An 18,823-nucleotide genomic window follows, 5' to 3' on the forward strand; every position below is an offset into this window, starting at 1 on the left:
GACGGTTAAGTCACGGTCGGTGACGGGCCAGTGGTGTGCCTGAGGTTGCGCCAAGGTAACGTGTCGGAGCCCTGAATGGCCCGGCGCAAGGGTTGCCGCTGGCGACAGGAGGCGAAGGGGCCGGCGGCGTATTCGGCCTGGCATGGTCATGCCAGGCTTCAGTCAGGAAGCGTACCCATGCGTTCTTCATCGACACCCAAGGATCACCTGCTGGACCTCGACGGTATTGAAATAGCGGTACGGACCTGGGGGAGGGAAGACGGCATCCCCGTGCTGGCCTTGCATGGCTGGTTGGACAACGCCGCCTCGTTCGAGCGCCTGGCACCGATGCTTGACGGCTGCTTCGTGGTCGCCCCCGACCTGGTCGGCCACGGCCGCTCGGACCATCGCCGCCACGACAGTGGCTACTACCTGTGGGAACATGCCCAGGACATGCTGGCGGTTACCGACAGCCTGGGCCTGGCGCAATTCCATGTGCTGGCCCATGGCATGGGCACCGGGGTGGCGTCGTTGCTGGCGGCCATGACCAGCGGTATTGCCAGCATGACCTTTCTCGACGGCATGGGCGCACCGTTCACGGTGGCCGAGGATGACCGCGTGCAGCACCTGGCCCGGGCCTACCGGCTCAAGCGCATGGTGCAGCGCAGCCAGCTGCAGGGTTTTGCCGAGCCGGACGTCGGCCGTTTCGAGGACCTGGACACGGCGCTGGCGCAACGCCGCGAGCGCCTGGACACCGAGCTGTCGGAAGAGGCGGCACGGCTGCTGGCACTGCGCGACCTGCTGCAACTGGGCGAGGGCTATTGCTGGCGTCACGACCCACGTCTGGTGCTGCCCGAACCCATGCCGCTGACCGAGCGCGAAGCCTGCGACCTGCTCAGCCAGATTCGTTGCCCGTTGTACCTGCTGTTCGGTCGCCAGGGGGCATTCACCGGTGACGCCTTTACCCGGCGCCAGGCGGCCTTGCCCAGCCAGGCGAAGATCTCCTGGCATCCGGGCGGGCACCACTTCCACCTGGATGCGCCGGATCGCGCGCTGGTCGATCAGTTGCTGCGTATCCTGGCCCGCCATGAAGGGGGCGTGCTGCAACGGTTGGTAAACGAGTAGGTGAGCATGGTCATGCCGTGCGGACCTGGGCTATGGTGGCTGTGGGAGCTTAGCTGCGAACACCGGCGCAGCCGGTGCCATGCACCGCGTTGGATTCTTCGCGGCTGAAGCCGCTCCCACAGGGTACCTGGATCGCTTGCGAATCAGGTTCCCTGCGTGACAGCGCAGCCCAAAGGGCTGGGCGAGCCTCTACAGGAATTCAGCGGCCACAAGGAGCCTTGGCATGCGACCGTTCACCATCAAGCATATCGACCACCTCGTTCTGCGCGTCAGCGACCTGGATCGCAGCGTCGCCTTCTACACCGAACTGCTCGGCTGCACGGTCAGCCGTGTGCGCAAAGACCTGGGCATGGTCCACCTGGCCACGGGCACGGCAATGATCGATCTGGTGACCCTGGACGGTCCCCTGGGCCAGCCTGGCGGCGCGGCGCCGGGGGCCGAAGGGCGCAACCTGCACCATTTCTGCCTGCGCATCGAGCCGTTCGATGAGGCTGCACTTACGGCCTACCTGCAAGCTGCGGAGGTTGAAGTCGAACCTGCCGAGAAACGCTATGGCGCCGAAGGCGAGGGGTTGTCGCTGTACTGCTACGACCCCGATGGCAACCAGGTGGAGTTGAAAGGGCCGGTACCGGCAACGGACGCTCCATGAGTAACCTGCACACTCGCGAGCACGGGATCGGCACCGCACAAGGCAAGCTGTTCGCCCAGGAATGGGCGCCGCTGCAGGCGCAGGGCGCGCCTGTCATCCTGCTGCACGATTCGCTGGGTTGCGTTGCCTTGTGACGTGAGTTCCCGGCGCAGCTTGCGCAAGCCACCGGGCGTCGGGTAACAGATCGCGCAAGGTTCAAGTGGATATCCCGGCAAAGCCTATTATGCTTCAGTTACCTTGCTGCGATCCGAGGCGGCCCGCCTCGTCGTGCTTCGCATATCCAAAGCAAGCCCCCCAGGGCCTGGGTGCGATGGTGAAAAAGATATGAGGTGCTCCCGGCCTGCATGACGACAAGACGGAGGCACCCCATGGCGGTTCTCGACAGCACATCCACGGGCAGCGCGCCCCAACGCGGTATCACCCGGGAGGAGCGCAAGGTCATCTTCGCCTCGTCCCTGGGCACGGTATTCGAATGGTACGACTTCTACCTGTACGGCTCCCTGGCGGCGATCATCGCCAAGCACTTCTTTGCCGGGGTCAATGAAACCACCTCGTTCATCTTCGCCTTGCTGGCCTTTGCCGCCGGCTTTGCCGTGCGGCCATTCGGCGCCATCGTGTTCGGTCGCCTGGGCGACATGATCGGGCGCAAGTACACCTTCCTCATCACCATCGTCATCATGGGCCTGTCCACCGCCGTGGTGGGCCTGCTACCCAGCTATGCCACGATCGGTGTGGCCGCCCCGATCATCCTCATCAGCCTGCGCCTGCTGCAGGGCCTGGCATTGGGTGGCGAGTACGGCGGCGCGGCCACCTATGTGGCCGAACATGCACCCAAGGGCCGGCGCGGCTTCTTCACCGCGTGGATCCAGACCACCGCCACCCTGGGGCTGTTCCTCTCGCTGCTGGTGATCATGACCTGCCGCACAGTCATGGGTAACGAGGTGTTCGAGGCCTGGGGCTGGCGGGTGCCGTTCCTGCTGTCGATACTGCTGCTGGCAATCTCGGTGTACATCCGCATGCAACTCAACGAGTCGCCGGTGTTCATGAAAATGAAGGCCGAGGGCAAGTCGTCCAAGGCGCCACTGACGGAATCCTTCGCCCGCTGGGACAACCTCAAGGTGGTGATCATGGCGCTGCTCGGCGGCACCGCCGGCCAGGCCGTGGTGTGGTACACCGGGCAGTTCTATGCGTTGTTCTTCCTGTTGCAGATGCTCAAGATCGAGCCGCAGACCGCCAACCTGCTGATTGCCGGTTCGCTATTGATCGGCACACCGTTCTTCATCTTCTTCGGCAGCCTGTCCGACCGCATCGGCCGCAAGAAAATCATCATGGCCGGCTGCATCATCGCCGCGCTGACCTACTTCCCGATCTTCAAGGCACTGACCCAGTACGGCAACCCGGACGTATTCGTCGCCCAGGAGCAGAACCCGGTGGTGGTGATGGCAGACCCTGCCCAGTGCGCGTTCCAGTTCGACCCGGTGGGCAAGGCCAAATTCACCAGCTCATGCGATATCGCCAAGAGCCTGCTGGCCAAACGGGCCATCCCCTATACCAACGAAGCGGCCGAACCCGGCAGCGTGGCGCAGATCCGCATCGGTGAACGGGTGCTGCCAAGCTTTGATGGCAGCGGCCTGGCGGCAGCGGACTTCAAGGCACGCAGCGACGCCTTTACCGCAACCTTGACCGGGGCGTTGAAGGAAGCCGGCTATCCGGAAAAGGCCGACCCGGCGAAGATCCACTACCCGATGGTGCTGTTGCTGCTGACCATTCTGGTGATCTACGTGACCATGGTCTACGGGCCGATCGCGGCCTGGCTGGTGGAGCTGTTCCCGGCGCGTATCCGCTACACCTCGATGTCGCTGCCTTACCACATCGGCAACGGCTGGTTCGGCGGCTTCCTGCCGACCGTGGCATTTGCCATGGTGGCGGCGACCGGGGATATCTATTACGGCTTGTGGTACCCGATCGTGATTGCGGTGATGACGGCGGTGCTGGGGATATTCTTCCTGCCCGAAACCAAGGACCGGGATATCAACCACACCTGAGATTGACATTGGCAGGACTGGCCTCTTCGCGGGTAAACTCGCTCCCACAGGGATATCACTGCACCTGAGGGCAGCGGGGAACCTGTGGGAGCGGGTTTACCCGCGAAAGGGCCGGCACAGGCGCTCAATCAGTCAAAGTAGCCCCGCAACCCAAACACATACCCTGTATCCACCCCAACAGCCTCGCCCCGGCTCCAGCGCTTCTTCAACACGAACTCGAACGCCGGCTCATACAGCCCGTCACGCACCAGCGCACCCGCCAGCACTTCCACGTCATACCAGCCATTGTCCAGCTCGATGATCGGCCGCCCCGGCACCTGGTAGCGGGCCATCAGGTCACCCAGGGTCTTGGGCGTGAAGTGCTGCAGGATGCGCCAGGTGTACAGCATCAGCGCACCGTGCTCGACTTGCAGCACATAGCCATTACGGCGGTGCTTCAGGCGGCTGCCGGGTTCGCGCAGGGCCGGCGTATGGTTGTCCAGGGTGAACAGGATGCGGTAGGGCAGGTTATCGACCCCGGCCAGTGGCAGCACGACCCCTTCGCGCACGGCCTGGTCACCGCTGTCGCCGTGGGTGAAGGCATGGGCCAGGTCGTCGGGCAGTTCATGTTGGTGTTTGAAGCGTTCGAGCAGCTGGATATCGCCGAGCAGAAAGTAGTCGACCAGGTCGTTGAGCACTTCGCTGAATTCGTGGCGCATCTGTTTTCCTTGTTGGTGCGCATGAGGGCTATGGCAAATGTAGCACTTCAGATTGGCTTCAGATTGCCCCCGGATACTGCCCCCAAGATCTGACTTGAAAGGGGGACAGCCATGACCCAGGCAGACAGCGCCAGCCTGTTTCCACTGGCTATCGGCAGCCACGGCGATCGCCTCGCCCACATGACGCTGACACACCCGGGGGAGCCGGGGCGCGAGGAGCTGGAACAGTTCATTCACGCCCGCTTTGCCTGCGCGCACCACGCCGACGTGCAGCATTACCTGCCCGAACTGCTCGCCCTGCATGACAGCCACGGGCGCCTGATGGCCGCCGCCGGCATACGCCTGGCCGGCAGTGGCCCGACCTTCATCGAGCGTTACCTGGATGAGCCGCTGGAAGTGGCCGTGACCCGGCTGTCGGGCAGCCCGGTGAGCCGTGCGCAGTTGGTCGAAGTGGGCAACCTGGCCGCGCTCACCGCCGGCAGCGCGCGGATCATGATCATCGCAGTGACCTGGTTGCTGGCTGCCCGCGGCTTGCAGTGGGTGGCCTTCACTGGGGCCGCGACCCTGGTCAACAGCTTTCATCGCCTGGGCCTGGTGCCCACGGCGCTGGCCATGGCCGACCCAGGCCGGCTGAATGGCGATGCCGACAGTTGGGGCAGTTACTACGCGCAGCACCCGCAAGTGTTCGTCGGCAATATCGACTACGGCCATGCAGCCCTGGCCCGCAGTGGCGTTTTCGAGCGGCTGGGCTTGCCCGCGAACGTGCAGGAGGCCGGCCATGCCGCGTGAATGCCAGTTGTTCAGGGAAGTGTTGCAATTGCATGCCCGCCACCGAGGGGCGCAACCGGCGTTGCTGGGCCTTGGCAGACAACATACCTATCAACAGTTGCTGGACGAGGTCGAGCAACGACGGGCCTGGTTGAGCGCGCAGCCACCGGGCACCTTCGCCCTGGCCCTGGAAAACGGCCCCGAGGCGCTGTTCTGGGACCTGGCGGCGCTGTTCGCGGCGCGCCCCATCGTCATCCTGCCGGCGTTCTTCAGTAGCGCCCAGCGCCGCCACTGCCTGGCACAGAGCGGGGCGGTGCTGGCGCTGGCTGATGAGACCTTCGCTGACGATTTGCACGCCAGCGGCTTCACTGCCGGTGAGCGCTTCTGGAGCCGGCAGCCGCCAGCGGCCGTGCCCTTGCCGCCGGGCACCGCGAAGATTACTTACACCTCCGGTAGCACCGGTGCACCCAAGGGCGTATGCCTGAGCGCCGAGGCCATGCTGCGGGTAGCGGGTGAACTGGAGGCCGCCAGCCGGCCCACGGCGCCAGGCAAGTACCTGGCAGTATTGCCCCTGGCGGTGCTGCTGGAAAACCTGGGCCTGTACGCGGCCCTGCTGGCCGGGGCGAGCATTGCCCTGTACCCGCAGGCGCAATTGGGTTTTCGCGGTGCCAGCCAGGTCGACTTCAGGCAATTGCTGGGCGCCATCGCCTTGAGTGGTGCCGAAAGCCTGATCCTGGTGCCGCAACTGCTGCTTGGGCTGGTCACCGCCATCGAGCGCGGCCTGATGCGTGTCGGCCCGTTGCGCTTCGTGGCGGTGGGCGGCGCGCGGGTGGCGCCGAGCCTGCTGGCCCGGGCCCAGGCCATCGGGCTGCCGGTGTTCGAGGGCTATGGCTTGTCCGAATGCGCCTCGGTGGTGTGCCTCAATCGCCCCGGGGCGCACCGTCCGGGCAGCGTCGGGCGGCCGCTGCCGCATGTGCAGGTGCGCATTGCCGAAGATGGCGAAGTGCAAGTGGCCGGTTCGACGTTGCTCGGCTATCTGGGCGAGCCACCCTTCAGCGAGCCGTGGTTGCCGACCGGTGACCTGGGCCACTTCGACAGCGACGGCTTCCTGTACCTGGCCGGGCGCAAGAAGCACCAGTACAGCACCAGCTTCGGGCGCAACGTCAACCCCGAGTGGGTGGAGGCCGAACTGACCCAGGGCGGGGTGATCGCCCAGGCGTTCGTCCACGGCGAAGGCCTGGCACACAACCTGGCGCTGATCTGGCCGCTGGACCCGCAGGCTGACGACCACACCCTCGAACAGGCCATCCGCCAGGCCAATGCCGGCCTGCCGGATTATGCCCGGGTGCATGCCTGGCGGCGCCTGCCCGAACCCTTGAGTGCCGCCGGGCAAACCCTGACCGCCAACGGCCGGCCACGCCGCGAACAGATCCTGCGGTGTTACCAGTCCCTGTTATCCGACCTTCAATGATCCGCGAGGTTTGCCATGCTTTTCTTCGATACCCTGCAGCAGGAAACCGCCGACGAGCGTACGGCATTGTTCAGTGTCCCGGTGATCCGCGACGCGCTGGCCGGCAAGGCCAGCCTCGAGGCTTATGTGGCCTTTCTCACCCAGGCTTACCACCACGTGCGGCACACCGTGCCATTGATGATGGCTTGCGGGGCCCGTTTGCCGGTGCGGCTTGAGTGGCTGCGCGGGGCAGTGTGCGAGTACATCGAGGAGGAGTACGGCCATGAGCGCTGGATTCTCGATGATATCGCCGCCTGCGGTGGCGACCCGCATCAGGTGGTGGGCGGCCGGCCGGCATTGCCCATCGAGCTGATGGTGGCGTTTCTCTACGATCAGATTGCCCGCGGCAACCCGGTCGGGCTGTTCGGCATGGTCAACGTGCTCGAAGGCACCAGCATTGCCCTGGCCACCCAGGCTGCCGGTACCCTGCAGAGCAGCCTCGGCCTGCCGGACCAGGCGTTCAGCTACCTGAGTTCCCACGGCGCCCTGGACCAGGACCACATGGTCACCTACCGTGACCTGATGAACCGCCTGGACCAGCCCGAGGACCAACAGGCGGTAATCCACGCTGCCAAAGTGGTGTATCGCCTGTATACCGCCATGTTCGAAGGGCTGCCGCGCGCCGCGCAGCAGGAGGTACAGCATGCGCTTGCCTGATTGCGTGGCGGTGCTTACCGGCGCCAGCGGTGGCATCGGCCTGGAACTGGCAGCCCAGCTATGCAGTGCCGGTGCCCGTGTACTGGCGGTCAGCCGGCAGCAGGGCAGGCTGACCGAACTGATGGCGCGCTACCCCGGGCAACTGCGTTGGCAGCAGGCCGACCTGCGCTGCGCCGAAGGCCGCCGTGACGTGCTGGAGGCGACGCGGGCGATGGGCAGTTGCAACCTGTTGATCAACGCCGCCGGGGTCAACCGCTTCGCCTTGCTCGAACAGATGGACGAGGCTGCCCTGGACGAGTTGTTCGACCTCAACATCAAGGCCGCCGTGCAGCTCACCCGCCTTTGTCTGCCGCTGCTGCGCGCGCAGCCCAGTGCGCTGGTGGTGAACGTGGGGTCGATCTATGGCTCGATCGGCTACCCGGGCTATGCCACCTACTGCGCCAGCAAGTTTGCCTTGCGCGGGTTCTCCGAGGCATTGCGCCGCGAGCTTGCCGACACCTCGGTGAACGTGCTGTATGCCGCACCGCGCACCACCCGCACGACGATGAACAGCAGCGCCGCGCAGGCCCTGAACCAGGCGTTGAAGGTAGGCGTCGACGACCCGCATGACGTCGCCCGCGCGGTGCTCGACGCGGTACAGGCCGAGCGTAGCGAACTGTACCTGGGCTGGCCGGAAAAACTCTTCGTACGCCTGAACGGCATGCTGCCGGGTGTGGTCGATCGCGCCCTGCGCAAGCAACTGCCGCTGATCCGTCGCTACAGCACCTGGCACAGCAAGGAGTCGAGCAAATGAAACGTCTGATACTGGCCAGTCTGCTGGCCATCGCCCCGTTCACCTGGGCCCTCGACCAGAACGCTACCCAGCAACTCGATGCCATCCAGCAGCGCTGGGCGGTGATTCGCTACAACCTGCCCGAGGCTCAGCGTGCCGAGGCGTTCGAAGCCCTGGCGGTGCAGTCGGCGGCGTTCGTGCACCAGCACCCGGGTTCGGCCGAGCCACTGATCTGGGATGGCATCGTCAACAGCAGCTGGGCTGGTGCCACCGGCGGGTTGGGTGCACTGGGCAAGGTCAAGGCCGCCCGCGCCAGCCTGGAAAAGGCCCTGGCCATGGACCCCAAGGCGCTGCAGGGCTCGGCCTACACCAGCCTGGGCGCGCTGTACGACCAGGTGCCCGGCTGGCCGCTGAGCTTCGGCGACCAGGCCAAGGCCGAGGCCATGCTGCGCCAGGCGCTGGCGATCAACCCCGACGGTATCGACAGCAACTACTTCTGGGCTGACCACCTGTACCGGCAGAACCGCTACGACGAAGCCCGCGCCGCCCTGCAGAAGGCATTGCAGGCACCGCCCCGACCCGGGCGGGAGCTGGCCGACCAAGGCCGGCGCGGTGAAATCGATGCTTTACTCAAAGCGATCAAGGACAAACAGGATTGAGCATGCGCCTGCTGCTGGTAGAAGACGACGCCGCGCTGGGGGAGGGGATCTGTGACGGCCTGCGTCGCGAGGGCTATACCCTCGACTGGTTGCAGGATGGCGCCAGCGCCTTGCATGCCCTGTGCCACGAGGAGTTCGACCTGACCATTCTCGACCTGGGTTTGCCGCGCCTGGATGGCATCGAGTTGCTGCGGCGCCTGCGTGCGGCCGGAAAGAGCCTGCCGGTGCTGGTGCTGACCGCACGCGACGCCACCGAGGACCGCATCGCCGGGCTGGACGCCGGCGCCGACGACTACCTGGTGAAACCCTTCGACCTCAACGAACTCAAGGCCCGCTTGAGGGCCTTGCTGCGGCGCAGTAGCGGCCGCGCCCAGGTGCTGATAGAGCATGCCGGGGTGTGCCTGGACCCGGTCAGCCAGCAGGTACGCTACCTGGGCCAGCCGGTGGTGCTCACGCCCAAGGAATACCTGCTGCTGCACGAACTGCTGGCCCAGCCGGGCAAGGTGTTCACCCGCGAACGCTTGACCCAGTTGCTGTATGGCTGGGATGAAGAGCCGGAGAGCAACACCCTGGAGGTGAATATCTACCACCTGCGCAAGAAGCTGTTCAACGGCCTGATCCGCACCGTGCGCGGGATTGGCTACCTGGTGGAACGCAAGGCATGAGCTCGCTGCGCCAACGCACCTTGTGGCGGGTGATGCTGCTGTTGCTGGTCGGCAGCGGGTTGCTGGCGCTGTACAACTACCACGACAGCCGCCACGAAATTAACGAGGTGTACGACGCCCACCTGGCGCAAAACGCCCGGCTGCTGCAGGGCATCATGAGCCTGCCGGTGCAGGAGCAGAGCCGTGACGAGTTGTACCGCGCCTTCGACGAGGCCTTGAGCAAGGCCGGGCAGCACAAGGTGGGGCACCGCTACGAGAGCAAGCTGGCCTTCCAGGTGTGGGCCGACGACGACGGGCTGCTGGTGCACACGCCCAGCGCGCCGCAGTTGGGGCAGACGCCGCGGGTGCCGGGTTTTGCCGACGTGGTGGTCGATGGGCGCCGTTGGCGCAGTTTCGTCTTGCCCGTGCCGGAAAAACACTGGGTGATCTGGGTGGGCGAGCGCAACGATGTGCGTGATGACCTGATCGAACGCATCGTGCGGCACACGCTGTTGCCATTCCTGTTCGGCAGCCTGGCCCTGGCCTTGCTGGTGTGGGCGGCCATTGGCTGGGGCCTGCGGCCGCTGCAGAACATGGCCAGGGTTATCCGCGCCCGCCACGCCGAGTCGCTCGAGCCGTTGCAGCTGGTGCCGTTGCCCAAGGAGCTGGAACCGATGCAGGCGGCGATCAACCGCCTGCTCGGGCAGATCGATGACCTGCTGCGCCGTGAGCATCGTTTCATCGCCGACGCTGCCCACGAGATGCGCACGCCCTTGGCCATCCTGCGCCTGCATGCGCAGAACGCCCTCAATGCAGAAAGCGCTGCGGAGCGGGACAAAGCTCTGCAGTTCCTGATGGGCGGTGTCGACCGCCTTGCCCGGGTGGTCAACCAGCTGTTGACCCTGGCCCGCCTGGAGCCGCGGCCGGGCCGGCATGACTGGCCGCGGGTGGACCTGGAGGGCGTGGTGGCCGAGACCCTGGCCGAGCTGACCCCATGGATTCTGGAGCGCGGGCTGGAGCCTTCACTGGACATCACCGCCGGCGACTACCACTTGCACACCGACGCTGGCGCGCTGGGTATTGCCTTGCAGAACCTGGTGGCCAATGCCGTGGACCATTCGCCGGCAGGCGGTCGGGTTACCGTGACACTGCAGCGGGAGGGGCAGGCCCTGGTGGTCAGCGTCGACGACGAAGGGCCGGGTATCGCCGAGGTCGAACAGCAGCGGGTGTTCGAGCGTTTCTACAGCAAGGGCTCGACCAATGGCGCCGGGCTGGGGTTGTCGATCGTCAGCACCATCATGACCCGCCTGGGTGGCAGCGTGCAGTTGCGCAACCAGCTACCGCACGGGTTGCGCGTAACCTTGCGGCTGCCCGTGGGGCCGTGAACAGCGCTAGTGCTTTTGGGCGATCTGGATCAGGTTGCCGCAGGTGTCGTCAAACACTGCCACGGTGACAGGCCCCAGGGGGGTAGGCGGCTGGGTGAACTGCACGCCCGCCGCGCACAGCCGGGTGTATTCGGCCTGGATGTCACGCACGCCAAACGAGGTGGCGGGAATGCCGTCCTGCCTGAGCGCGGCCTTGTATGCCTTGGCGGCCGGGTGCGCGTCGGGTTCGAGCAGCAACTCGACGCCGTTGGGGTCGTTGGGGGAGGTCAGGGTCAGCCAGCGGTGGCGGCCCATGGGGATATCGTGCTTTGGCTCGAAACCGAGCACGTAGTGGTAGAAAGCCAGGGCTTTGGCCTGGTCGTCGACGAGGATGCTGGTGACCACGATCTTCATGAACGCACGCCCTATGCCTGGAACCGTTGAGTATCAGTAAAGACAATCGGGGGCTTTTGGCCAAGTTCCTGCTGGTTCACCCGCGAAGAACGTGACGCGACGAGACGCACGCCGTCCCTCGTGAAAACCTGTTCAAGCCATAGGTAAATCCTTCATCAGCCAGCCCCCATCCACCCGTTGCCAAGGGTAAAGTGGCAGGCACGATTCCAGCGCGCCCAGACCGGCGTCAGAGAGGTGCCCGTGGCGGCCTATACATTGCGACAACTCAAGTACTTCGTCACCACCGTCGAGGCCGGCAGCGTGGCCGAGGCTTCACGCCAGCTGTACATCGCCCAGCCGTCCATTTCCACGGCGATCAAGAGCCTGGAGGAAAGCTTTGGCGTGCAGCTGTTCATCCGTCACCATGCCCAGGGCGTGTCACTGACGCCCAGCGGCAAGCGCTTCTATGCCAAGACCAGGTCGCTGCTGCAGATGGCCCACGAATTCGAGCAGAATGCCCTGGCCGACAACGATACCGTGGCCGGGCAGATCGACATCGGCTGCTTCGAAACCGTGGCACCGCTGTACCTGCCGCGCCTGATCGCCGGCTTTCGCCAGCGTTACCCGGGGGTGGATATCCGCCTGCGCGACGGCGAGCAGCAGGACCTGATCCAGGGCCTGACTGCAGGTACCTTCGACCTGGCGTTCCTCTACGACCATGACCTGGACGGCACCATCGAGGCCGAGCCGCTGATGCCGCCGCAGAAACCCTATGTGCTGCTGCCCGAGAACCACCGCTTCGCCGGCCAGGCCCAAGTGTCGCTGCGTGACCTGTGCCCCGAGCCGATGATCCTGCTGGACGTTGCCCCCAGTCGTACCTACTTCGTCAGCCTGTTCAACGAAATGGGCCTGACGCCCAACATCGTCTTCAGCTCGCCATCGATCGAGATGGTGCGCGGCATGGTCGGGCAGGGCTTCGGCTTTTCGCTGCTGGTGACGCGGCCGCATTCGGAGTACACCTACGACGGGCAACGCCTGGCCATGCTGGATATCGCCGAGCCAGTGGCGCTGTCAGGGCTGGCGGCAGCATGGTTGAAGCGTGTGCAACTGACCAAGCCGGCACAGCTGTTCGTGGAGTTCTGCCGGGAACAGTTGGCGAAGTTCTGAAACAGGCACGCCATGCAGAAGCATGGCGTGCCCGCTGATCAAGGGTTGACCTGATAGCCGCGCCCTTGCAGGCACCCGGCGTAAGCACTGGCGTGGGCCTGGGCTTTCGCTTCGTCCTGGCCGCGCCGGTCCTGACGGCGGTCCTGACGCTGGCGCATGCCACCGACCGCAGCACCGGCGGCGGCCACTTCACCGGCGCGGTTCTGCCGGTATTCCTGTTTGGCATCATCACCGACCCGGTCATACAACTCGTCGTGCTGGTTGCCGCGCACCTGTGCGCCTGCCGCACCGGCAACCGCGCCGGCGGCAGCACCGCGTACCCGGCCACCGACATGGGGGTCGCTGGAGGTCGCCGCACTGTTCGCGGCATTGGTGGCGACGGTATTGCAGTCATTGATATCCAGCTGCATCTGCTGGCTGCTCTGGCCCTTGAGCGGCACCACCGACTGCGCCTGGGCTGCCGATGCCGCGCACAGCAGCACCAGCAGGCAACTCCACGTGAACGTACGCATGGCAAACCTCCAGCGGGTGGGGATCCCGTTTCACAGGATAGTTCGACTTTGCTGTCAATGATGGCGGTTTTGCCGGGATGGTCTAAACCGGATATCAAACGTGGATCGCTCGCGTATCACGGCGGGAATCCGGGCCACCCGTGGAAACCCCATGAGCCAGACCCAGCACCTGATCATCTGTGAGTACTGTGACACGGTGTACCACCGTGCGCCGCTGCTCAAGCACCAGCGCGCCGTTTGCCAGCGCTGTGGCGGCGTGCTGTACCGCCACACTTCGCTGACCGTGGAGCAACGGCTGGCCCTGAGTGTGACGGGGGGCATCCTGCTGGTGTTGGCCAATTTCTACCCGGTGATGACCATCGGCATGCAGGGGCTCACCCATTCCGCGACATTATGGGACTCGGTGCAGATCCTCAGCCACGGCAGTATCACCTTCATCGCCCTGGTCATGGCGTTGTCCATCATCTTTGCGCCGGTGCTGCAGATCGGCCTGCTGTGCTGGCTGCTAGGCTTCGCCCTGGCGGGCCAGCGCGCCCCCGGCTTTGCCCTGTGCATGCGCAGCCTGGAAGGCCTGAGGCCGTGGAGCATGCTGGAAGTGTGCTTGCTGGGGGCGATGGTGGCGGTGATCAAGCTGGCGGGGTTGCTTGACGTCATACCCGGCATCGGCCTGTTGGCGCTGGCCGCGCTGAGCATGCTGATCATCCATGTCGCCGGCAAGGATATCCGCGACCTTTGGGAGCAAGTATGAATACCCCGGCCAACGCCGACGACCTGGGCCTGTGCCTGTGCCATGGCTGCGGTCAGGCCTGTGAACTGGGCAGCGGCAAGCACACCTGCGACCGCTGTGGTGCCGCCATCCACCGACGCAAGGCCAATGCCATCAGCCGCGGCTGGGCGTTTCTGCTGGCGGCGCTGGTTTTCTACATCCCCGCCAACCTGCTGCCGGTGATGCACACCGAAATGCTCGGCAGCGGTAGTGCAAGCACCATTGGCGGTGGCGTGCTGGAGTTCTGGGAGGCCGGCGCCTGGGACATCGCGCTGATCATCTTCATTGCCAGCGTAGGCGTGCCGGCCATCAAGTTCTTCTCGCTCGGGCTGTTGCTGTTCACCGCCCAGCGCGGTTCTACCTGGGCCTGTCGGCAGCGCTCGCAGCTGTACCGTTTCGTCGAGCTGATCGGCTACTGGTCGATGCTCGATGTGATGGTGGTGGCGCTGGTGGCGGCGCTGGTGCAACTGCGCGGGCTGGGCACCATCGAGCCGCGAGTGGGCATCCTGTTTTTCGGCATGGTGGTGGTACTGACCATGTTTTCTGCGATGAGCTTCGATCCACGCCTGATCTGGGATAGCCGTGCCAACGAGGGAGGCCGCATTGATGGTGCAACAGACTGACAAGCGCGAGGGAGCGGGGCAGGTTGAAGTGCACACCCGGCGCTGGAGTGTGTCGCTGGTATGGATCGTGCCGATACTGGCGATTCTGATCGGCGCTTCGCTGGTGGTGCGCAACTGGATGCAGCAGGGGCCAGTCATCGCCATTTCCTTCCACACCGGGGAAGGGCTGGTGGCGCACAAGACCCAGGTCAAGTACCGCAGCGTAGTAATTGGTGAAGTCACCACGGTGGACCTGGCCGACGACAAGAAGAGCGTGGTCGCCAAGGTCCAGCTGTCCAATGACGCACGCGCGTTCGCCACCCAGGGCGCGCGCTTCTGGGTGGTGCGGCCACGCATTGGCGTGGGCGGCGTGTCCGGTGTGGATACGCTGCTGTCGGGCAGTTTCATCGGCGCGGATTCCGGCGAATCGAAAGTGCCCGAGAAGTCCTTTGTCGGCCTGGAGCTGCCACCGCCGATCACCTACGACGAAAAGGGCAAGCGCTTTGTCCTGACCGCCAGCGACCTGGGGTCGCTGGATATTGGCTCGTCGATCTATTACCGCAAGATCCCGGTGGGCGAGGTGGTGTCCTTTGCCCTGCAGGGCGATGGCAAGGGCGTGGAGATTGGCGTGTTCGTGCAGGCCCCCTACGACAGCTTCGTCACCGCCGATACCCGCTTCTGGAACGCCAGTGGCGTCGACATGCAGATCGGTGCCAACGGCCTGAAGATCGATACCGAATCACTGTCGTCCATCCTGGTGGGCGGGCTGGCCTTTGGCTCGCCCGACCTCGCCCCGCAAGCCGAGCCCGCTGCCGACCAGGCGCGCTTCCAGCTGTTTGCCGACCGCGACACCGCCCTGGCACCGCCCAGTGGCCAGGCGCAGTACCTGCAGTTGCGCTTCGACCAGGCCATGCGCGGTCTGTCGGTGGGAGCCCCGGTGGAGTTCAAGGGTGTCGAGTTCGGCAGGGTCACTTCGGTCAAGCTCGACTACGATGCTGCCCGGCAGACTTTCCCGGTGGTGGTCGATGCGGTGATCTACCCGCAGCGGTTGGGGCCGGTGCACCGCAAGATGCTGTCCGTGTTCAAGCATGCAGAAGGCGACATGGACGGCGCACGGCGGCTGATCGGCACCTTCGTCGAGCACGGGCTGCGGGCCCAGGCGCGCAGCGGCAACCTGATCACCGGGCAGATGTTCATTTCCCTGGACTTCTACCCGGATGCCCCCAAAGTGGCCTTCGACAAGACTGCCGACCCCATCACCATCCCCACATTGCCCGGCAGCCTGGAGCAGTTGCAGGAGCAGCTGCAGCGGGTGGTGGAGCGCATCAGCAAGTTGCCGCTGGAGAGCATCGCCAACAACCTGGATGGCAGCCTGCGAGAGTTGCGCGCCAGCCTCAAGCAGTTCAATGGCCAGACGCTGCCGGACGTGAAGGTAGCGCTGGACGAAGTGCACAAGACCCTGCGCACGGCCAATTCGGCCATCTCCGAGGACTCACCGCAGCGCGAGCGGATGGGCGAAACCCTGGACGAACTGGAGCGCATGTCGCGTTCGCTGCGTGACCTTGCCGATTACCTGGGCCGGCACCCCGAGTCGCTGATACGTGGCCGGCCGAAAGCCGCCACTGCCACCGACCTTGAACCCTGAGGAGACAGCCGATGCATCGACTGCGCAATGTGTGTGGCGCCGGCCTGCTGGCCGTGCTGTCGGGCTGCAGCAGTACCCCGAACAACTATCACACGCTGGTACCGAGCGAGCCGATGCGCGACGGCGGCCAGCGCATCCAGGTGGAGAGGGTGGCCGTGCCACCGCAGGTGGACCGCCCGCAGCTGGTGGTGCGGCAAGGGCAGAGTGGCCTGGCCATCCTCGAAACGGAGTGGTGGGGGGCCAACCTGGTAGATGAGTTCCGCAGCGCCTTGCAGGACCAGTTGGGCGGGCCGGCGGGGGGCGGCAAGGCGTTGTTGCGGGTGGACGTGCAGCGCTTCGATAGCGTGCCGGGGCGCTACGCCTCGCTGGAAGCGGTATGGCGCCTGACACGTTCGGGTGAGGCCGAACTGACCTGCCGTACCTCGCTGCAGGCGCCAGCGGACAACAGCATCGCCAGCCTGGTCAATGCTCACCAGGCCAACCTGCGCAAACTGGCCGAGGTGGTGCGGGGCAGTGCCAGGCAGGGCAGCTGTGCCCGACCTGCCTGACGGGCACCTGTGGGAGCGGCAGTGTGTCGTGAAAGGGGCGCATAGCGCCCCCGGCAATTTCAACGACAAAACAATCAGTTCAGGCGCCCAGCGTTCTGTGTCTTGCCACTACTGACCGTCTCCTGCTCCCGCTCGGCCTTGTCCAGCGGCAAGTCGTCGAACTCGCGCAGGCCATCCTTGCGGTACGGGTCGCCAATCCAGCGCGGTGCCACCACGAACTGCGGGCTCACCAGGCTCTTGGCCGGTTCGTAACGGTCATAGCTCAGCCCGGCCAGGTCGGACAGGGTATGGATCAGGTGCGAGCTGCTGTAAGGGCGGTCGGCCATCGCCTGCAAGTCGCGCGGGTGCTCGGCCTGCCAGCTGGGCGAAGTCCACAGCAGGAAGGGGATGGTGTACATCGGCCGGGTCGGCGCGCCTTCGTTGCGCCCCAGGCGGTCGTGGTTGCCAGAGCTGTATACATCTTCACCATGGTCGGACAGGTACAGCAGGAAACCATTGGCGGTACTGGCCGAATAACGCTTGATCAGGCTCGACACCACGTAGTCGTTGTAGCGCACCGCGTTGTCATAGAAGTTGTAGGTTTGCACCTGGTCGTCCGTCAGCTTGGCGGGCACCCCCTGGCGGTCGTTGAAATGCGCGTAGTCGTCGGGGTAGCGGTAGCGATAGTCCATGTGCGTACCCAACAGGTGCACGATGATGAACTTGTTCGGCGCCGGGTCCTGCAGGGCCTTCTCGAACGGTGTCAGCACCACATCGTCGTACTGGCTGGCATTCTGGTTGCGCTGGTTGTTCAGGTACACCGGCGCGTCCGTCTGCTGCGAAAAGGTGGTCAGCATGGTGTTGCGCTTGGTCATGGTCTGCTGGTTGGTGATCCAGAAGGTCTTGTAGCCGGCCTGCTTCATCAGGTTGATCAGCGACGGGTCGGTGAGGAAGCGGTCCGGGTTCTGCTCGTTGCCGAAGGTGAGGATCTGCTGCATGACTTCGATGGTGTACGGGCGTGGCGACACGACGTTGCTGAACACCGTCAGGCTCTTGTCGCTGGCGGCCAGCGCATCGAGGTTGGGTGTGGTGTCGCGGTTGTAGCCGTACAGGTGCATGTGCTCGCGGGTGGTGGATTCGCCCAGCACCAGCACCAGCGTGCGTGGCGCTGCACCGCTGTTGTCACGCAGGTTCTGCAGGGGCGGCAGCGCGGCGTTCTGGGCCAGCAGTTCCTGCATGTTGTCCAGCTGCTGGCGGTACTGGCGGTAGCCGACCAGTAATTGCCAGGGCACGGCGGGTTCCATGCGCTGTTGCACTTTTTCCGCCGCGTCGGCGAAGCTGCGCTCCTGGGTCACCATCTGCTTGTAGAACGGGTACACCAGGTTGGCCAGCAGCAACAGGGCGACCACCGGCAGGCGGCTGCGCAGTGGCAGGCTGACCGGGCGTACGCGCTTCCACAACAGCACCGCCACCAGCGTGTACAACAGCAGTGCCAGGCCCAGCCAGGCGCTGAAGTACTGGCTGAAGTACTCACCGGCCTCGGCGGTGTTGGACTCGAACATCACGAAGATGACGCTTTGCGAGAACTCCTGGCGGTAGATGCCGAAGTAGCTCAGCCCCACCAATGAAGCGGCCCACAGCACCAGGCCGATGACCGCTGCCGTGGCGCGGGTGAAGCGCGGCAGCAGCAGTACCGGTGCCAGCCACAGGCTGCTGAGGAAGAATGCATCGCGAAAACCGGCGAACCCGGTGGTGCCACTGAACAGCAGCAGCGCCTGGGTCACGCCCGAGAAGTACCAGAAGAACAGCAAAAGCCAGCCCAGGCCGGCCCAGTCCACGCGCTTGGGCGAGGAGGGGGATGGAGTGTGTGACACGTATGCCTCGTCGTACTTGGCAGCCAGCGGATGTGCCCGTGACCGGAAAGGGCGTGACGCTAATCTGCCGGGTGTGAAAATAACGTCAACGAGACGCTGGCCCAGGCAAGGTATGATGTGCCCAGCCAAACCAGACTGACAGGTCGAGTGAGAATGAACCGTCGCAAGAAGATCAAGCAGCTAATGCAGGCGCATGCCAAGAAGGCCAGCGCCAAGCTGGCGCCGCGCAAGCCCAAGTACATTTGCAAGGCCGACCGGTTGAAGATGGAGGCCGAGGTGGCGGGGGATACCCCAGGCCTTACGGAGAACTGATGCCTGTCACGCGACCCTGTGGGAGCGGCCTTGTGTCGCGATAGGGCCGCAGAGCGGCCCCAGGTTTCAGCATTACGGCAACCAACGCTGGGGCTGCTGGGCAGCCCTTTCGCGACACAAGGCCGCTCCCACATCGAGCGCGCCAACTGCGGATC

At 65.0% G+C, this 18,823-nt stretch carries 21 protein-coding genes; 17 read left to right on the forward strand and 4 right to left on the reverse strand.

The window, feature by feature from the left end; translation table 11 throughout:
• Window positions 1-177 precede the first annotated feature (177 nt).
• The 4 genes from J5M58_RS19040 (at window position 178) to J5M58_RS19055 (ending at window position 3,798) form a co-directional block, all read left to right on the forward strand.
• Entirely contained in the window at window positions 178-1,104 is a 927-nt protein-coding gene (locus J5M58_RS19040) for an alpha/beta fold hydrolase (RefSeq protein WP_112252224.1), read from the forward strand.
• 223 nt (window positions 1,105-1,327) lie between these two features.
• The gene (locus tag J5M58_RS19045; RefSeq protein WP_207879122.1) at window positions 1,328-1,753 is read left to right on the forward strand and encodes a VOC family protein; all 426 of its coding nucleotides are present in this window, start codon (window positions 1,328-1,330) and stop codon (window positions 1,751-1,753) included.
• Window positions 1,750-1,887: a hypothetical protein gene (locus tag J5M58_RS19050; protein ID WP_243432414.1), complete on the forward strand. Its 138-nt coding sequence runs from the start codon at window positions 1,750-1,752 to the stop codon at window positions 1,885-1,887. The genes J5M58_RS19045 and J5M58_RS19050 overlap by 4 nt, the downstream gene beginning before the upstream one ends.
• A 234-nt stretch (window positions 1,888-2,121) precedes the next feature.
• A complete protein-coding gene (locus tag J5M58_RS19055; RefSeq protein ID WP_207879124.1) occupies window positions 2,122-3,798 on the forward strand; it encodes an MFS transporter in 1,677 nt (558 codons plus the stop codon).
• 128 nt (window positions 3,799-3,926) lie between these two features.
• Here J5M58_RS19055 and J5M58_RS19060 read toward each other — a convergent pair whose 3' ends face one another.
• Entirely contained in the window at window positions 3,927-4,496 is a 570-nt protein-coding gene (locus J5M58_RS19060) for a hypothetical protein (RefSeq protein ID WP_207879126.1), read from the reverse strand.
• 111 nt (window positions 4,497-4,607) lie between these two features.
• On the opposite strand from J5M58_RS19060, the gene J5M58_RS19065 reads away from it, so the two are divergent.
• The 7 genes from J5M58_RS19065 to J5M58_RS19095 are packed head-to-tail and all read left to right on the forward strand — an operon-like array spanning window position 4,608 to window position 10,891.
• On the forward strand, window positions 4,608-5,285 hold the full coding sequence (locus J5M58_RS19065) for a thermostable hemolysin (protein WP_207879127.1): 678 nt from the start codon (window positions 4,608-4,610) through the stop codon (window positions 5,283-5,285).
• A complete protein-coding gene (locus tag J5M58_RS19070; protein ID WP_207879129.1) occupies window positions 5,275-6,735 on the forward strand; it encodes an AMP-binding protein in 1,461 nt (486 codons plus the stop codon). Before J5M58_RS19065 ends, J5M58_RS19070 begins: the two co-directional genes overlap by 11 nt.
• A 15-nt stretch (window positions 6,736-6,750) precedes the next feature.
• Window positions 6,751-7,431: a TenA family transcriptional regulator gene (locus J5M58_RS19075; RefSeq protein ID WP_112252219.1), complete on the forward strand. Its 681-nt coding sequence runs from the start codon at window positions 6,751-6,753 to the stop codon at window positions 7,429-7,431.
• Complete coding sequence (locus tag J5M58_RS19080; RefSeq protein ID WP_207879131.1) at window positions 7,418-8,224, forward strand: SDR family oxidoreductase; 807 nt, start codon at window positions 7,418-7,420, stop codon at window positions 8,222-8,224. The genes J5M58_RS19075 and J5M58_RS19080 overlap by 14 nt, the downstream gene beginning before the upstream one ends.
• A complete protein-coding gene (locus tag J5M58_RS19085) occupies window positions 8,221-8,862 on the forward strand; it encodes a tetratricopeptide repeat protein (RefSeq protein ID WP_112252217.1) in 642 nt (213 codons plus the stop codon). Before J5M58_RS19080 ends, J5M58_RS19085 begins: the two co-directional genes overlap by 4 nt.
• Window positions 8,863-8,864: 2 nt before the next feature.
• Complete coding sequence (locus tag J5M58_RS19090) at window positions 8,865-9,527, forward strand: response regulator (RefSeq protein ID WP_112252216.1); 663 nt, start codon at window positions 8,865-8,867, stop codon at window positions 9,525-9,527.
• Entirely contained in the window at window positions 9,524-10,891 is a 1,368-nt protein-coding gene (locus J5M58_RS19095; protein ID WP_207879133.1) for a sensor histidine kinase, read from the forward strand. Before J5M58_RS19090 ends, J5M58_RS19095 begins: the two co-directional genes overlap by 4 nt.
• A gap of 6 nt (window positions 10,892-10,897) precedes the next feature.
• On the opposite strand, the gene J5M58_RS19100 is transcribed toward J5M58_RS19095, so the two are convergent.
• Window positions 10,898-11,284, reverse strand: coding sequence for a VOC family protein (locus J5M58_RS19100; RefSeq protein WP_112252214.1), 387 nt, complete (start codon window positions 11,282-11,284; stop codon window positions 10,898-10,900).
• Window positions 11,285-11,524: 240 nt separating this feature from the next.
• Here J5M58_RS19100 and J5M58_RS19105 point away from each other — a divergent pair, with 240 nt between their 5' ends.
• Window positions 11,525-12,430 (forward strand): LysR family transcriptional regulator, encoded by a 906-nt coding sequence (locus tag J5M58_RS19105; protein WP_112252213.1) that lies wholly within the window; start codon window positions 11,525-11,527, stop codon window positions 12,428-12,430.
• Between the two features lie 38 nt (window positions 12,431-12,468).
• Here J5M58_RS19105 and J5M58_RS19110 read toward each other — a convergent pair whose 3' ends face one another.
• Window positions 12,469-12,942, reverse strand: coding sequence for a YMGG-like glycine zipper-containing protein (locus J5M58_RS19110; RefSeq protein WP_207879135.1), 474 nt, complete (start codon window positions 12,940-12,942; stop codon window positions 12,469-12,471).
• A gap of 151 nt (window positions 12,943-13,093) precedes the next feature.
• On the opposite strand from J5M58_RS19110, the gene J5M58_RS19115 reads away from it, so the two are divergent.
• From J5M58_RS19115 to J5M58_RS19130, 4 genes are read left to right on the forward strand one after another with little or no spacing between them, the layout of a single operon-like run.
• Window positions 13,094-13,690, forward strand: a complete 597-nt coding sequence (locus J5M58_RS19115; RefSeq protein WP_112252211.1) for a paraquat-inducible protein A — start codon at window positions 13,094-13,096, stop codon at window positions 13,688-13,690.
• Window positions 13,687-14,331, forward strand: a complete 645-nt coding sequence (locus tag J5M58_RS19120) for a paraquat-inducible protein A (RefSeq protein WP_075044833.1) — start codon at window positions 13,687-13,689, stop codon at window positions 14,329-14,331. Before J5M58_RS19115 ends, J5M58_RS19120 begins: the two co-directional genes overlap by 4 nt.
• Entirely contained in the window at window positions 14,315-15,955 is a 1,641-nt protein-coding gene (locus J5M58_RS19125) for an intermembrane transport protein PqiB (protein WP_207879141.1), read from the forward strand. Before J5M58_RS19120 ends, J5M58_RS19125 begins: the two co-directional genes overlap by 17 nt.
• Before the next feature lie 11 nt (window positions 15,956-15,966).
• A complete protein-coding gene (locus J5M58_RS19130; RefSeq protein ID WP_207879143.1) occupies window positions 15,967-16,503 on the forward strand; it encodes a membrane integrity-associated transporter subunit PqiC in 537 nt (178 codons plus the stop codon).
• Window positions 16,504-16,577: 74 nt separating this feature from the next.
• Here J5M58_RS19130 and J5M58_RS19135 read toward each other — a convergent pair whose 3' ends face one another.
• Window positions 16,578-18,356, reverse strand: coding sequence for a phosphoethanolamine transferase CptA (locus J5M58_RS19135; protein WP_112252208.1), 1,779 nt, complete (start codon window positions 18,354-18,356; stop codon window positions 16,578-16,580).
• Window positions 18,357-18,509: 153 nt separating this feature from the next.
• Between J5M58_RS19135 and J5M58_RS19140 the strand changes: the two genes are divergently transcribed.
• Entirely contained in the window at window positions 18,510-18,668 is a 159-nt protein-coding gene (locus J5M58_RS19140; protein WP_207879145.1) for a DUF2986 domain-containing protein, read from the forward strand.
• Window positions 18,669-18,823 lie beyond the last annotated feature (155 nt).

This window comes from Pseudomonas sp. 32_A (assembly GCF_017490905.1).
GTDB classification, from domain to species: Bacteria; Pseudomonadota; Gammaproteobacteria; order Pseudomonadales; family Pseudomonadaceae; genus Aquipseudomonas; species Aquipseudomonas inefficax.